At 68.7% G+C, this 12944-nt stretch carries 17 protein-coding genes; 10 read left to right on the plus strand and 7 right to left on the minus strand.

The features are described from left to right. Positions 1-28 precede the first annotated feature (28 nt). The 3 genes from GGQ62_RS04935 to GGQ62_RS04945 are packed head-to-tail and all read left to right on the plus strand — an operon-like array spanning position 29 to position 2361. On the plus strand, positions 29-1036 hold the full coding sequence (locus tag GGQ62_RS04935) for an NAD-dependent epimerase/dehydratase family protein (RefSeq protein WP_152576222.1): 1008 nt from the start codon (positions 29-31) through the stop codon (positions 1034-1036). Next, on the plus strand, positions 1033-2073 hold the full coding sequence (locus GGQ62_RS04940; protein ID WP_152576221.1) for a zinc ribbon domain-containing protein: 1041 nt from the start codon (positions 1033-1035) through the stop codon (positions 2071-2073). The genes GGQ62_RS04935 and GGQ62_RS04940 overlap by 4 nt, the downstream gene beginning before the upstream one ends. A 3-nt stretch (positions 2074-2076) precedes the next feature. Then, on the plus strand, positions 2077-2361 hold the full coding sequence (locus GGQ62_RS04945) for a hypothetical protein (protein ID WP_152576220.1): 285 nt from the start codon (positions 2077-2079) through the stop codon (positions 2359-2361). On the opposite strand, the gene GGQ62_RS04950 is transcribed toward GGQ62_RS04945, so the two are convergent. Next, positions 2358-3185 (minus strand): HpcH/HpaI aldolase/citrate lyase family protein, encoded by an 828-nt coding sequence (locus GGQ62_RS04950; RefSeq protein WP_152576219.1) that lies wholly within the window; start codon positions 3183-3185, stop codon positions 2358-2360. The genes GGQ62_RS04945 and GGQ62_RS04950 overlap by 4 nt on opposite strands. Positions 3186-3217: 32 nt before the next feature. Between GGQ62_RS04950 and GGQ62_RS04955 the strand changes: the two genes are divergently transcribed. Continuing rightward, positions 3218-4225 carry an SPFH domain-containing protein gene (locus tag GGQ62_RS04955; protein WP_152577013.1) on the plus strand — a complete coding sequence of 336 codons (1008 nt, stop codon included), beginning with the start codon at positions 3218-3220 and terminating at the stop codon, positions 4223-4225. Then, positions 4222-4656, plus strand: a complete 435-nt coding sequence (locus GGQ62_RS04960) for an NfeD family protein (RefSeq protein ID WP_152576218.1) — start codon at positions 4222-4224, stop codon at positions 4654-4656. Before GGQ62_RS04955 ends, GGQ62_RS04960 begins: the two co-directional genes overlap by 4 nt. Before the next feature lie 9 nt (positions 4657-4665). Here the strand turns inward: GGQ62_RS04960 and fliA are convergent, their stop codons facing one another. From fliA to GGQ62_RS04990, 6 genes are read right to left on the minus strand one after another with little or no spacing between them, the layout of a single operon-like run. Continuing rightward, positions 4666-5406 (minus strand): RNA polymerase sigma factor FliA, encoded by a 741-nt coding sequence (gene fliA, locus GGQ62_RS04965; protein ID WP_152576217.1) that lies wholly within the window; start codon positions 5404-5406, stop codon positions 4666-4668. A gap of 3 nt (positions 5407-5409) precedes the next feature. After that, positions 5410-7539 (minus strand): flagellar biosynthesis protein FlhA, encoded by a 2130-nt coding sequence (gene flhA / locus GGQ62_RS04970; protein WP_167649483.1) that lies wholly within the window; start codon positions 7537-7539, stop codon positions 5410-5412. Then, complete coding sequence (locus GGQ62_RS04975; RefSeq protein WP_152576215.1) at positions 7539-8279, minus strand: transglycosylase SLT domain-containing protein; 741 nt, start codon at positions 8277-8279, stop codon at positions 7539-7541. Before GGQ62_RS04975 ends, flhA begins: the two co-directional genes overlap by 1 nt. A gap of 29 nt (positions 8280-8308) precedes the next feature. Then, on the minus strand, positions 8309-8644 hold the full coding sequence (locus GGQ62_RS04980) for a hypothetical protein (protein ID WP_152576214.1): 336 nt from the start codon (positions 8642-8644) through the stop codon (positions 8309-8311). Positions 8645-8646: 2 nt separating this feature from the next. Beyond that, a complete protein-coding gene (flgM, locus tag GGQ62_RS04985; protein ID WP_152576213.1) occupies positions 8647-8928 on the minus strand; it encodes a flagellar biosynthesis anti-sigma factor FlgM in 282 nt (93 codons plus the stop codon). A gap of 46 nt (positions 8929-8974) precedes the next feature. Beyond that, the gene (locus GGQ62_RS04990) at positions 8975-9463 is read right to left on the minus strand and encodes a hypothetical protein (RefSeq protein ID WP_152576212.1); all 489 of its coding nucleotides are present in this window, start codon (positions 9461-9463) and stop codon (positions 8975-8977) included. Positions 9464-9679: 216 nt separating this feature from the next. Here GGQ62_RS04990 and GGQ62_RS04995 point away from each other — a divergent pair, with 216 nt between their 5' ends. The 5 genes from GGQ62_RS04995 to GGQ62_RS05015 all read left to right on the plus strand — a co-directional run bounded on the left by GGQ62_RS04995 (position 9680) and on the right by GGQ62_RS05015 (position 12935). After that, entirely contained in the window at positions 9680-10015 is a 336-nt protein-coding gene (locus tag GGQ62_RS04995) for a flagellar basal body rod protein FlgB (RefSeq protein WP_152576211.1), read from the plus strand. Then, on the plus strand, positions 10012-10422 hold the full coding sequence (flgC, locus tag GGQ62_RS05000; RefSeq protein WP_152576210.1) for a flagellar basal body rod protein FlgC: 411 nt from the start codon (positions 10012-10014) through the stop codon (positions 10420-10422). Before GGQ62_RS04995 ends, flgC begins: the two co-directional genes overlap by 4 nt. A 1-nt stretch (position 10423) precedes the next feature. Further along, on the plus strand, positions 10424-10714 hold the full coding sequence (locus tag GGQ62_RS05005) for a flagellar hook assembly protein FlgD (protein ID WP_152576209.1): 291 nt from the start codon (positions 10424-10426) through the stop codon (positions 10712-10714). Then, positions 10711-12006, plus strand: a complete 1296-nt coding sequence (locus GGQ62_RS05010; protein WP_152576208.1) for a flagellar hook protein FlgE — start codon at positions 10711-10713, stop codon at positions 12004-12006. The genes GGQ62_RS05005 and GGQ62_RS05010 overlap by 4 nt, the downstream gene beginning before the upstream one ends. Positions 12007-12197: 191 nt before the next feature. Beyond that, a complete protein-coding gene (locus tag GGQ62_RS05015) occupies positions 12198-12935 on the plus strand; it encodes a flagellar basal body rod protein FlgF (RefSeq protein WP_152576207.1) in 738 nt (245 codons plus the stop codon). The last annotated feature ends 9 nt before the right edge of the window (positions 12936-12944 follow it).

The raw sequence follows: 12944 nt of genomic DNA on the forward strand, positions 1-12944 counted from the left end.
GCAACTACGGTGTAATGGTTATCAATAAATGAAAATTCTCGTGACCGGTGCGGCCGGGTTCATCGGTGCCCATGTGGTGCGCGCCTTGCTTGCCAGGGGCGAAACGGTCATCGGCATTGATAATCTTAACGATTATTATCCTGTGATCCTCAAGCAGGCGCGGCTGGAACGATTAATCGGCCGTCATGACGATTTCCGATTCGTCACTGCCGATTTTGCGGACAGCGCCGCGCTGCACAGCGCCATTGCCGGTGAATCGATCGACCGGATCATCCACCTCGGCGCCCAGGCCGGCGTGCGCTATTCGATCGACAACCCCCGTGCCTATGCGCACAGCAACCTGGCAGGGCAGCTCGAAATTCTCGAACTGGCGCGCACGCTGCAAGTCCAACACCTTGTCTATGCGTCGTCGTCTTCGGTCTATGGCGACGCGGCGCGGCTGCCGCTCGATGCGGAGGATCGCGCTGACCGGCCGGTCAGCTTCTATGCCGCCACCAAGAAGTCGAATGAGTTGATGGCCGAAAGCTATGCCCATCTTTATCGCATTCCCACGACCGGCCTGCGCTTTTTCACCGTCTACGGCCCCTGGGGCCGGCCCGACATGGCGCTCTGGCGCTTCGTCGAGCGGATCTTTGCGCAGACACCGTTGCCGATATACAACAACGGCGCGATGAAGCGCGACTTCACTTATATCGACGATATCGTCGCCGGCGTCCTGGCGGCGCTCGACCGCCCCCCCGCCAGCGACGGTGCGCCCAAGCCGGGAGGCAGCACCAGCCCGCATGCGGTCTACAATCTCGGCAACGACGATCCGGAAGAACTCGGCCGGCTGGTGGAATTGATCGGCGACGCCTGCGGCATCACCCCGGTTCTCGACTATCTGCCGATGCAGCCCGGCGACGTCACCGCCACCTGGGCCGACATCGGTCCGGCGCGCCGCGACCTGGGCTATGACCCGGCCACGCCGCTGGCGGTCGGCGTGCCGGCCTTCGTCGACTGGTATCGCAGCTATACCGGAGCCATATCGCGGCGATGAGCAAGTCGCTGCGCCTGTCCGAAAAATGGTTCAACCGCGGCCTGTGGGTGATCGCGTTCGTCTTTGCCGGCTTCCTGATCGGGCTGGGCAACGTCATCGTCGGGGACCTGCCGCAGGTCGACGGCCGGATCGAGCGGGAACAGTTCGTCGACCGCGCCGCGGTTGCGCCGCTGCGGCTTGAACGCGACGCCGCCATCGCCCGCGCCGAAGCGGCACAGCCGCCGCTCGACCAGGCCGAATTGCAGCTGCAGGCCGCGTCGCAGGCCTATCTGTCGGGGCGCGAGACCTTCCAGAACTGGGTCGCCACCCGCACCGCCACCGAACGGCCGGGGCAGGATACCGAGCTCGTCGCCCGCACCGCCCGCCTCGATGCCCTCAAGGCCGCGGAGGACAAGGCGCGCAAGGATGCCGAAGCGCAGCGCCAGATCATGCTCGATGCCCGCCAGGCGCAGTCGCGCGCCGAAGCGCGGCTGGTGCCCTACACCGACGCCGCGCAAAAACGCTACGAAGCGGCGCTGCAAGCTTCCGAACTGCGCGTTTTCGGTTACCGGCTGGCACTGACCCTGCCGCTGCTGGTGATCGCCGGATGGCTGTTCGCGCGCCGGCGCCAGTCGAAATACTGGCCGTTCGTCTGGGGCTTCATCCTGTTCGCGCTGGTGGCGTTCTTCGTCGAACTCGTGCCCTATCTGCCCAGCTATGGCGGCTATGTCCGCTTCGGCGTCGGCATCATCGTCACCGTCCTCGTCGGCCGCTATGCGATCATCGCGCTCAACGATTATCTCGCCCAGCAGCGGCTGCAGGAAGCGCAGCCCAACCAGGCACGCCGCGACACGCTGAGCTATGACGCGGCCCTCGCCCGGCTCGACAAGGGGGTCTGCCCGGGCTGCGAACGCCCTGTCGACCTGAAAGACCCGGCCATCGACTTCTGCCCGCATTGCGGCATCGGCCTTTACGACCATTGCCACGCCTGCAACACCCGCAAGAACGCCTTTTCGCCCTATTGCCACGCCTGCGGCACGCCGGCGAAGGCGGCCTGAGCCATGGTGTTCGATCTCGGCCAGGCCCTGCACCGCAAGGCCGAGCACGAATCGGCGAGGCTCGACGATTTCGGCTTCCGGCTCCGCGCCCGCACCATGCGGCTGCTGGCGGACGCGCTCGGCCGGGATCCGGTGCCGCTGGTCGCCGCGATCGCGCTTCACGACGACGACCATATCCTCGCCGACCTCGGCGACGACGCCCGGGCCGCCTATCGCATCGCCCTCGCCGAAGCGCGCACCCAGCTCACCGCCGAACTGGGCGACCCCTCGCCGCACCGGCTGGCCTAGCCTGCAGCGTCGAGCACCCGCCGCGCCGCCTCGACATGCAGCGCCTCGACCATCAGGCCTTCGAACGTCGTGACGCCCCGCCCCGCTGCAAGCCCTGCCTCATAGGCGGCGATCAGCCCGCGCGCCGTCGCCACTTCGGCGTCGCTCGGTGAAAACACCCTGTTGCACGGGTCCACCTGCGCGGGATGGATCAGCGACTTGCCGTCGAACCCCAGCATCCGGCCCTGTTCCGCCTCCGCGATAAAGCCCGCAGCGTCGCCGATATCCCCGAACACTCCGTCGATGGCCAGCACCCCCGCCGCCCGCGCCGCCAGCACGATCGCCGACAGGCTGTGGAGCAGCGGCGTCCGCGCCGCATCGGGCCGGCAGCGCAGGTCCTTGGCGAGGTCGTTGGTCCCCGCCAGCAGCGCCGCCACCCCGGGAACAGCCGCGATCCGCGGCGCCGCCAGCACGCCGGCCGGCGTTTCGATCATCGCCCAGAGCGGCACACCGCCGGCCGCTGCCACCGCGGCGGCCGCCGATTCGGGCGACTCGACCTTGGGCACCACCACCCCGGCAAAGCCCGCCGCCGCCGCAAGGTCCGCCGCCGACCACGGCGTTCCCAGACCGTTGACACGCAACAGCAACTGCTTCGCGCCCCAGCCACCGGCTGCCAGCGCGGCCACCGCCGCCGCGCGTGCCACGTCCTTGGCATCGGGTTGCACCGCGTCTTCCAGATCGAGAATGACGCAATCCGCCGCCAGTGTTCGCGCCTTGGCCACCGCGCTTTCGCGATTGGCCGGCAAATACAGGGCCGATCGTCGCGCCGCCGCTTTGTAGGTCATCGTTCCTCCTCGATTCGTCTATTCTTGCCGTGATGGGCTATAACGCCAGCCCGTGCTGTTCGGAGCAACACCCAGTGACCCTCGGAATCTTCGCCGCCGTCTTTTTGCTGCTGGTGCTCGCCGCCCTGTCCCAGGCCGTGGTCGTCGTGCGCCAGGGGCATGAATATACGCTGGAACGCTTCGGCCGCTTCACCATGGCGCTGCGCCCCGGCTTCAGCCTGATCATCCCCTTTGTCGATCGCATCGGCCGCCGCATCAACATGATGGAACAGGTGCTCGACATTCCGGGGCAGGAGATCATCACCAAGGACAATGCCATCGTCGCCGTCGACGGCGTCGTCTTCTACCAGGTGCTCGACGCCGCCAAGGCCGCCTATGAAGTCGCCGATCTCTATTCGGCCATCGTCAACCTGACGACGACGAACCTGCGCACCGTCATGGGGTCGATGGACCTCGATGAAACCCTGTCGCAGCGCGACGCGATCAACGCCCGCCTGCTGACCGTCGTCGACGCCGCGACCAACCCCTGGGGCCTCAAGATCACCCGCGTCGAGCTGAAGGACATCCGGCCGCCCGCCGATATCGTCAACGCCATGGGCCGCCAGATGAAGGCCGAACGCGAAAAGCGCGCCAACATCCTCGAGGCCGAAGGCTTGCGCGCGTCCGAAATCCTGCGCGCCGAAGGCGCCAAGCAATCGCAGATCCTGCAATCCGAAGGCCGGCGCGAAGCCGCCTTCCGCGACGCCGAAGCCCGCGAACGCGCCGCCGAGGCCGAAGCCAAGGCGACCTCCATGGTCTCCGCCGCCGTCGCCAGTGGCGACCCCCAGGCGCTCAACTATTTCGTCGCGCAAAAATATGTCGATGCCATGCAGGCCTTCGCCACCTCGCCCAATGCCAAGACGGTGTTCATGCCGTTCGAGGCTTCGGCGCTCGTCGGCAGCCTCGGCGGCATCGGCGACTTAGTCCGCGCCGTCCGCCCCGATGTCGAAAACGCCGTCACGCCGCCGCCACCGCCGCGCCGCAAGATGCCGTTCGAATGATCGCGCTGATCAACCCCTGGGGCTGGGCGATCCTCGCCGCAATTCTTGCCGGCGCCGAAATGGCGGTGCCCGGGGTGTTCATGATCTGGCTCGCCGGCGGCGCCGCCGCGACCGCGATCGTCAGCGCGGTCTTCGACATCGGCTGGGAAGCCCAGCTCGTCATCTTTGCCGCCTTTTCGATCCTTGCCGTCATCATCGGCCGCAGCCTGTTCGGGGAGGACGTGTCGCAGCCCGCCGACCCGGCGCTCAACCGCCGCGGCGAGCGACTGCTCGGCACCAGCGTCACCGTGACGGAGGCGCTGCACAATGGCCGCGGCCGCGTCCAGGTCGGGGATTCCGCCTGGGCCGCCGAAGGCCCGGACCTGCCCGTCGGCGCCCGCGCCCGCATCACCGGCATCGAAGGCGCGACACTGCACGTCGAGCCCGATTGATCGCGGCGCTCAGGCCGCATCCCACCCCGCCAGCCGGCCGCGCAGCTTGCCCAGCGCCGCCTTCTTGATCTGGCAGACCCGCGCTGCTCCCACCCCCAGCACCTGGCCGATCTCCTCCAGATTCAGCTCCTCGACGAAATACAGTTGCAGCACCATCGCCTCGCGCTCGGGCAGCGTCTTCACCGCCTCGGCGATCGCCGCCTGCATCGACCGCGATTGCAGCTGGTCATGGGCGTCGGGCGTGTCGTCGGCGAACCAGTCGCTATGGTCCGAATAGACATCGTCGATCGACTCGACCTGTGCCGAATGCGTCGCCGCCATGGCGGTGCGATAGGCTTCGACGCTGATCTCCAGCTTTTCCGCCATTTCCGCGTCGGTCGCCGCCCGCCCGAGCAGGCCTTCGAGGCTCGACCGCACCTGCCCCCATTCGCGCCGCCGCCGCATCGCCGACCGCACCAATGTCGCGCCCTTGCGCAGCTGGTCGATCATCGCACCGCGAATGCGCATCGTCGCATAGGTGGCAAAGGCGGCATGGCCGCGATCCTCGAAAGCCCGCGCCGATTCAACGAGGCTGACCATGCCGATCTGTACCAGATCCTCGACATCGAGCGCCGACGACACCCGGCCATGGACATGCCAGGCGATCTTCCTGACCAGCCCCATATGCGTCGACACCAGCCGTTCCGGATCGGTCCGCGCCAGCCGCGCCGGCGCATACAGCGCCGGATCGAGACCAAGTCGTGCATCCATGGATCAGTCTCCTGCAACAAGTTGGGGTTGGGACGCGTCGGCGCCGCCGCGGATTCCTGCCGCGTCGGCGCCGCCGGGAACTCCTGCCGCGTCGGCGCCGCCGACGATCGCCACGACATCGATCGTGCGGTCGTCGGGGATCTCGCTGAACGCCAGCACCACGGGCTGCGGCAGCCGCACGCGCAGCAGCGCCCATAGTGGCCGGCGCACCAGCGGCACGGTGACGATGGCGAAGCGTCGGCCTTCGGCAACCAGCGGGGCGGCGGCCGCCGACACGGCCTCGCCGACCCGCGCGCCCAGGTCGGGGTCGAACGGCCATGCCGAGCCGCCAGCAGCGCGCACCGCATTGGCGAGCAGGCCTTCCAGCCCCGGATCGAGCGCGATCGCCGCGACGGGTTCACGCAGGCCCGCGAGCGTCTGGACGATCGCCGCGCCCAGCGCCGGGCGGATGATCTCGGTCAGTTCGGCGGGGTCGGGCGACCGCGCCGCGTTGTTGACGAGCGCCGAGACGATGGCGCGGGTGTCGCGCACCGGCACGCCTTCCTCGACCAGCCGCTGGAACACGCCGGTCACCGTCGCCAGCGGCAGCAGCTTGGGCACCAGCGCCCCGGCCAGCGCCGGCGCTTGTTCGGCGAGCGTGTCGAGCAGCGCCTGCACCTCGTCCTGCCCGATCAGGCGATGGGCATGGATCGACAGAAGATGGTTGAGATGGGTGCCGATCACCGAAGCCGCATCGACGACAGTATAGCCCGCCGCCGTCGCCAGATCGGCCTCCTCGGGCGCGATCCAGCGCGCCGGCAGGCCGAACGCCGGGTCGGTCACCGGCCGTCCTTCGATGGCAGCACTGACCGGCCCCGCCTCGATGGCGAGGACGTCGTCGGGAAACGCCAGATCCTCCCCCACCGTGACGCCGCCGATGGCGATGCGATAGGCAAAGGGGCTGAGCGCCAGATCGTCGCGGACGCGCACCGGCGGCAGCACGAAGCCGAGTGCCTTCGACAATTGCCGCCGGATACCGGTGATCCGCGCCATCAGTGGCGCACCCCGGCCTTCATCGACCATCGGCACCAGTCCGAAGCCGATATCGAGGCTCGCCGCCGCCGTGTCGGACACTTCGGCCCAGTCGATCGTCGTCGGCGCCGCCTCCGTCGCCTCGCTGACGGCGCGCACCGCCGGCGTTCGCAGCCGCCACGCGATAAGGCCGGCGCCGGCCGCCGCCGGCAGGATGACCAGCGCCGGCATCCCCGGAAGCAGCGCCAGCAACGCCAGGATGACCGCCACCGGCAGCCAGTTGCCGGCGCCCGAAAACTGGCTCGTCACCTGCCCCGCCAGATCCTGTTCGGAACCGACCCGCGTCACCACCATGGCCGCGGCGATCGACAGCAGCAGCGCCGGCACCTGCGCCACCAGCCCGTCGCCGATGGCGAGCAACAGATAGACCCGCGCCGCCTCGCCGATGCCCAGCCCGTGCTGGACCGTGCCCAGGATCAGCCCGCCGACGATGTTGATGGCGAGGATGAGCACCCCCGCCACGGCATCGCCCTTCACGAACTTCGACGCGCCGTCCATGCTGCCATGGAAATCCGCCTCGGTCGTCACCTCCAGCCGCCGCGCCCGCGCTTCGTCGGCGGTCAACAGCCCGGCGTTCAGATCGGCGTCGATCGCCATCTGCTTGCCCGGCAGCGCATCGAGCGTGAAGCGCGCCGCGACTTCGGACACGCGCCCGGCGCCCTTGGTGATGACCACCAGGTTGATGATCATGAGGACGGCAAAGACGAAGATGCCGACGACATAGTCGCCGCCGACCAGGAACGCCCCGAACGCCTCGATGACATGCCCCGCCGCGCTGGTTCCTTCATGGCCATGCACCAGCACCACGCGCGTCGAAGCGACGTTGAGCGAAAGTCGCAACAGGGTCGCGAACAGCAACACGGTCGGAAAGGCCGAAAAATCCAGCGGCTTCCTGGTGTTGATGGCGACCATCAGCACGATCAGCGACACGCCGATGTTGAGGATGAAGAACAGGTCGAGCAGCACCGCCGGCAACGGCACCACCATCAGCAGCACCAGCAGCAGGATGGCGACCGGCAGCAGCGCCGCCCGCGGATCGAACCGAAGCGCAAGCCCCGCCATCAGCTCAACGCCGCCAACAGCATATAGGCCAGCCGCGCCTGCGCAGCGTCCACACGAACCTCCCCCCGCCGGGGGGAGGTCGGACTCGCGTTTTCGCGAGCCGGGAGAGGGGCATCGCCGGCAGCCCCCGCCCCCAGCTTCGTCTCGAACCGCGCATAGACCTCGGCCACCGACCGCGCCGACCCGTCCTTGTCGAAAAATACGCCGCGGTTCGCCGCCGCCGCCGCCGGCAGCAGCGTCGCCGCCGCCATGTTGGGCACCGACGCCAGCGCGCCGAGGAACTTGGCAGCGCCGCCGACCCCCAGGAAGTGCGCCATATACAGGTCGGTTGACCCCATTGCGCGGCCCAGCGTCGCCTCCAGCCGATGGCCATTGTCGCGCGCGAATTCGCCGGCCATCAGCGCCGCCGCCTCGGCATTGTCGCGCAGCGCCAATATGGTCTCGCGTGTCGCGCTGCCGGCCTTTGCCGCGCCGCTGGCGATGGCCTCGGCGGCCCAGCCCAGACCATGCGCGGCCCCATGTTTGCGCACCGTGTCCAACCAGGTGCTGCTGGTGAACTGGTACAGCCCGCGCGCGCTCGACGTCCTGGCCTGCGCCTGTGGGTTGAGCCCCGACTCCACCCGCGCCTGCGCCATCAGATAGGAAAAATCGACGCCCGTGCGCTCTGCGGCCTCGCGCACCGCCGTGGCGACGCTGCCGACTCCTTGCGAAATTCCCGCGATCGTCCCTGCAAAGTCCATCGAAACCCCCTGAAAGCCCGCTCAGCCGCTCACGCCCAGCGCCCGTCGCGGCCATAGGTCAGCGCCGGCGGCTTGCCGGCGATCGCCTGCACATTTGCCAGCCGCTTCTCGACGCTCAGCATCTTGGCGCGGGCGCGCAGCATCGCTTCGGCATTGAGGTCGCGCGCCTGCTCGAGCAGCGCCCGCTGCGGCGCCGCGCCGGCGGCGACATCGGCATGGACGGCGCGCAGCGCCGCCAGCTTTTCCGCCGTCGCCGCCTCGATGGCGCCGGCATCCTCCGCCGCCAGCGCCGCCAGCTCGGCGCGGATGGCATCGTTCAGCCGGTGAAAGCTGGCCGTTTCGGCGTCCGGGGGCGCGTCTGCCATGGTCAGCGCCCGCCGCCGCTTTCCAGCGCGATCATCCTGGCCGCGATCGCGGCCGGATCGGGCTTGTACGTCCCCGCCGCGATGGCGTTGCGCAGCACCTCCACCCGCGCGCTGTCGACCGGCGGCGACGCCGCCATGGCACGCACCACCGCGCCGGCGGGCGCCTTTGTTGCCGGCCGCGGGCCGGTCGCGGCCGGCTCTACCGCCATCGGCCCGCGCGGCGTGGCTTCCATCCCCTGCGCCAGCAATCGCGGCAGTTGGCCACGTCCGATCCCGTCGATCATCTCCATCTCTCCCTGCATCCCGCCCCGCGAAGGGGCCACAACGCCGTTAACGGCCATTCACCATGTTGCTTGAATCGCGCAGCCGCACATGCCCGTCGCTTCCGATGAATCCGTAAAGCCGCCGCCCGCCGGCCACGGCGCGGAGCGCCACCCGGCCATCGCGGGAATCGCTTTCCGCGACGCTGTCCATGCCGATGACAAAGCCGTCGCCGCCGGCCTCCAGCATCACCCGGTCGCCGCGACGCACCGCGGGCGCGTCGGCAACCCGGCGCGGGATCGCAGCCTCGCCTGGCAACGGCGCGGCGCCGGTGCCGCCTTCGCCCACCGGCACGAACACCTGCCATTCGGGTGCCGCGCAGTGGACGGCGACGCTGCGCCCGCCCGGTGCCCAGGCGAAATCGGGCCGCGCGCACGCCGGCAGCAACAGCCGCGGATCGACCAGCGCCGGCTGGCCAGCAAAGGCTTCGACGTGCGCTTGCAGCACCTCCGGCGCCATCAGCCCGGCGGCGAGCAGCAGTAAAGGCATTGTGACCATCGGTCGTTATCCTGTCCGGGCCGCACCGCGCCGCCCGTGCCAGACCCCAAGCAAGAAGCGGGCCAGCTGAAACCACCAGGGCCGCCGACCGGCAATGGACCCGCCGGCCGGCACCATCTTGCCGCCCGGCCGGCACCGCGCTGCCGCCAAATGCCCCGGCGCGGCCCCCCGTCCGTCCGCAAAGCCACTTGGCACGGGCTTTGCATTGTCCCCGGCATGACCGGACCCGACCTCCTCGACGCCCAGCTCGGCCCCCATGCCGCCGCCCTCAGGCTGCGGTCGCAACGGCTCGACATCATTGCGTCGAACATCGCCAATGCGGCAACGCCGGGCTACAAGGCCCGCGACATCGATTTCCGCGCGTCGCTGGACAGTGCGACGACCGCATTGCGCTACCGTGTCCCGGTCCAGGCCTCGCTCGACGGCAACACCGTCGAGCTTGCCACCGAACAGACCGCATTTGCCGAAAATGCCGTCAACTATCGCGCCTCGCTCAGCTTTCTCACCGGGCGCATCCAGACGATCATGGCTGCCCTGAAGGGCGGCGAATGAGCCCGCCCGTGAATTCCGGCTTCTCCACCTTCGCCATCGCCGGCCGCGCCATGGCGGCGCAGCTGGTACGGCTCAACGCCATCGCGTCGAACCTCGCCAATGCCGGCGCCGTGGCGGGCACCGCCGACACCGCCTATCGCGCCCTGCGCCCGGTGTTCGCCACCCGCTACGCCGGCCAGGCCGCCACCGTCGATGTCACATCGGTCGAACGCACCGGCACGCCGGACAAGCGCAGCGAGCCCAATCATCCACTTGCCGATGCCGATGGCAATGTCTGGACCGCTGCCGTCGACCCCAATCAGGAGCTTGTCGAAATGGTCGAAACCCAACGCCAATATGCCAATAACGTCGAAGTGTTGACGACCGCCAAGGCGCTGGCGCTCGACACGCTGCGGCTGGGCCGCTGACATGAGCGTCACCGCCATCCCCGGCGTCCGCACCGTCGAAACCGGCGTGCCGAAGCCGCCGAAAAAGACGCTCGACCAGTCCGACTTCCTCGCCCTGATGGGTGCGCAGCTGAAGAACCAGGACCCGACCAAGCCCGTCGACAACACCGAATATGTTGCCCAGATGGCGCAGTTTTCGACCGTGTCCGGCATTGCCGAGACCAACCGCAGCCTCACGGCCATCGTCGAACGGCTCGATCGCCTGGTCGCCGCCACCCCTTCCGCACCCTCGGCACAAGGACCCGCAGCATGACCTTTTCCACCGCCATGTCGGGCCTCAACGGCGCCCAGACCGAGCTTGCCACCATGGCCAACAACATCGCCAATGTCGGCACCAACGGCTTCAAGCGCAGCCGTGTCGCTTTCGGCGACATCATTGCCGCCTCGCCCAGCCAGAACCCGTCCCGCACCATCGGTTCGGGCACCTATGTCAAGGCGGTGGCCCAGCAGTTCCAGCAGGGCGCCATCGAAACCTCCGACAGCGCGCTCGACCTGGCGATTTCGGGCCAGGGCTTCTTCACCGTCCGCGCCGGCGAAGGCGATGGCGAAACCAGCTTCACCCGCAACGGCGCCTTCGGCGTCGACGCCGATCGCTATGTCGTCGACGCCTCGGGACGTCGGCTGCAACTGTTCCCCACCACCACCGATGGCAGCGTGCTGACCACCGATCTCGGCTCCACCATTCCGGCGCGGCTACCGCTGACCTCGGGCGATCCGCGGCCCACCGGCCTCATCAAGCTCGCCGTCAACCTGCCGGCCAGCGCCACCATCATCCCGGACCTGCCGGCATACAGCGCCGGCAATCCCTATGCCTTCGATCGCAACGACCCCGCGACGTTCAACAATTCGACGTCGACGACGATCTTCGATCCGCTCGGCAATCCGGTCCCGGCCAATGTCTATTATATCAAGACCGCGGCGCCCTCGCCCGGCCAGCCCGACCATGAATGGACGGCGCGGGTATTCGTCGGGCCGACCGAACTCCAGGTGGCCGGGGTCAGCGGCATCAACATGCGCTTCGATGCCAATGGCGCGCTCGTCGCCCCGGCAGCGCCGGTCACCTTCGACCCGTTCGGACTGCCCGGCGCCGGCATGACCACCGGATTGACGCTGGATCACGGCGTCGCCACCACGCAATTGACCGGCGGCTTCAGCCGCATCAGCGTCGAACAGGATGGCTATGCCGCCGGCCAGCTCGAAAGTATCCTCGTCGATGGCAGCGGCACGCTCAGCGCCAGTTTCAACAATGGCGAGATCCACACCATCGGCAAGGTGGCGATCGCCAATTTCGCCAGTCCGCAAGGGCTGAAGCCACTGGGCGATGCCCGCTATGTCGCCACGCCCGATTCCGGCAATCCGATCACCGGCGAAGCCGGGCGCAACGGGCTGGGCAGCGTCCGGTCGGGCAGCCTCGAACGCTCCAACGTCGATCTCACTGCCGAACTCGTCGGGCTGATCGCGGCGCAGCGCAACTTCCAGGCCAATGCCAAGGCGATGGAAACCGATTCCGCGCTGCTCCAGACCATCATCAACCTGCGGCAGTAAGCGGGTCTCAACGCAATCGGGGAAGCGGCCGTGACGATGCGAATTATGTCGACCAGCAAGGAACAAGGCGCGCGCGATGCAGCGCATCGCAACCGACGCGGCGACGCAGCCGGGCGGCAAACGGCGCGCCGCCGCGCAGCGGGCGCCCGCAGGGCGATCCCGGCCGCTTCGCCGGTTGGGTTGAAACCCTGATGGACCGCCTCATCTATACGGCGCTGACCGGGCTGGCGGCGCGGACACGGTCACAGGCGGTGATGGCGAACAACCTCGCCAACGCCCAGACGACCGGGTTTCGCCGCGAGATCGTCGCCGCCGAAGGCCGCTATCTGACCGGCGGCGCAACCCCGGCGCGGGCACAGGCCGGCGCCTTCAGCGTCGCCACCCCGCGCGAAAACGGCAAGGTCGCCGCCACCGGCCGCGCGCTCGATATCGCGCTCGGCGGCAATGCCTGGCTGGCCATCCAGGGGCCCGTCGTCGCCGGCAATCCGACCGAGGCCTATACCCGCCGCGGCGACCTCGACATCAGCACGTCGGGCATACTGCAAAATGGCGACGGCCGCGCCGTGCTCAACCAGAATGGCGTGCCGATCACCGTGGCCGCCGGCGCCAGCCTCACCATCGCCCCCGACGGCACCCTGACCACGCGCACCAACGGCATCGACGCCAATATCGGCAGGCTCAAGCTCGTGGCGGCGCGCGCGCTGGAAAAGGGCGCCGACGGCATGTTCACGTCGAAGGACCCGCTGCCCGTCGACCCCGATGCCCGGTTGGCCAGCGGTGCGCTCGAAACCTCCAACGTCCAGACCGCCGGCGCGCTCGCCGAACTTGTGGAGGAATCGCGCGGCTTCGAAGTCAACGCCCGCCTGCTGACCATCGCCAAGGACATCGACGAGCGCACCGCACGCCTGATGGCCTTCGAAAGCAACTGAAGGAACCCG

The organism is Polymorphobacter fuscus (assembly GCF_011927825.1).
GTDB lineage: Bacteria > Pseudomonadota > Alphaproteobacteria > Sphingomonadales > Sphingomonadaceae > Sandarakinorhabdus > Sandarakinorhabdus fusca.

What these genes read in the sequence shown, in the direction of transcription:
- GGQ62_RS04950 (WP_152576219.1), bottom strand. Translation starts at nt 3,185, where the DNA reads ATGACCTACAAAGCGGCGGCGCGACGATCGGCCCTGTATTTGCCGGCC.
- GGQ62_RS04990 (WP_152576212.1), bottom strand. Translation starts at nt 9,463, where the DNA reads ATGGTCACAATGCCTTTACTGCTGCTCGCCGCCGGGCTGATGGCGCCG.
- GGQ62_RS04975 (WP_152576215.1), bottom strand. Translation starts at nt 8,279, where the DNA reads ATGGACTTTGCAGGGACGATCGCGGGAATTTCGCAAGGAGTCGGCAGC.
- GGQ62_RS05005 (WP_152576209.1), top strand. Translation starts at nt 10,424, where the DNA reads ATGAGCGTCACCGCCATCCCCGGCGTCCGCACCGTCGAAACCGGCGTG.
- GGQ62_RS04955 (WP_152577013.1), top strand. Translation starts at nt 3,218, where the DNA reads ATGGGCTATAACGCCAGCCCGTGCTGTTCGGAGCAACACCCAGTGACC.
- GGQ62_RS04980 (WP_152576214.1), bottom strand. Translation starts at nt 8,644, where the DNA reads ATGGCAGACGCGCCCCCGGACGCCGAAACGGCCAGCTTTCACCGGCTG.
- GGQ62_RS05010 (WP_152576208.1), top strand. Translation starts at nt 10,711, where the DNA reads ATGACCTTTTCCACCGCCATGTCGGGCCTCAACGGCGCCCAGACCGAG.
- GGQ62_RS05015 (WP_152576207.1), top strand. Translation starts at nt 12,198, where the DNA reads ATGGACCGCCTCATCTATACGGCGCTGACCGGGCTGGCGGCGCGGACA.
- GGQ62_RS04960 (WP_152576218.1), top strand. Translation starts at nt 4,222, where the DNA reads ATGATCGCGCTGATCAACCCCTGGGGCTGGGCGATCCTCGCCGCAATT.
- GGQ62_RS04935 (WP_152576222.1), top strand. Translation starts at nt 29, where the DNA reads ATGAAAATTCTCGTGACCGGTGCGGCCGGGTTCATCGGTGCCCATGTG.
- GGQ62_RS04945 (WP_152576220.1), top strand. Translation starts at nt 2,077, where the DNA reads ATGGTGTTCGATCTCGGCCAGGCCCTGCACCGCAAGGCCGAGCACGAA.
- GGQ62_RS04995 (WP_152576211.1), top strand. Translation starts at nt 9,680, where the DNA reads ATGACCGGACCCGACCTCCTCGACGCCCAGCTCGGCCCCCATGCCGCC.
- flgM (WP_152576213.1), bottom strand. Translation starts at nt 8,928, where the DNA reads ATGATCGACGGGATCGGACGTGGCCAACTGCCGCGATTGCTGGCGCAG.
- flgC (WP_152576210.1), top strand. Translation starts at nt 10,012, where the DNA reads ATGAGCCCGCCCGTGAATTCCGGCTTCTCCACCTTCGCCATCGCCGGC.
- flhA (WP_167649483.1), bottom strand. Translation starts at nt 7,539, where the DNA reads ATGGCGGGGCTTGCGCTTCGGTTCGATCCGCGGGCGGCGCTGCTGCCG.
- fliA (WP_152576217.1), bottom strand. Translation starts at nt 5,406, where the DNA reads ATGGATGCACGACTTGGTCTCGATCCGGCGCTGTATGCGCCGGCGCGG.
- GGQ62_RS04940 (WP_152576221.1), top strand. Translation starts at nt 1,033, where the DNA reads ATGAGCAAGTCGCTGCGCCTGTCCGAAAAATGGTTCAACCGCGGCCTG.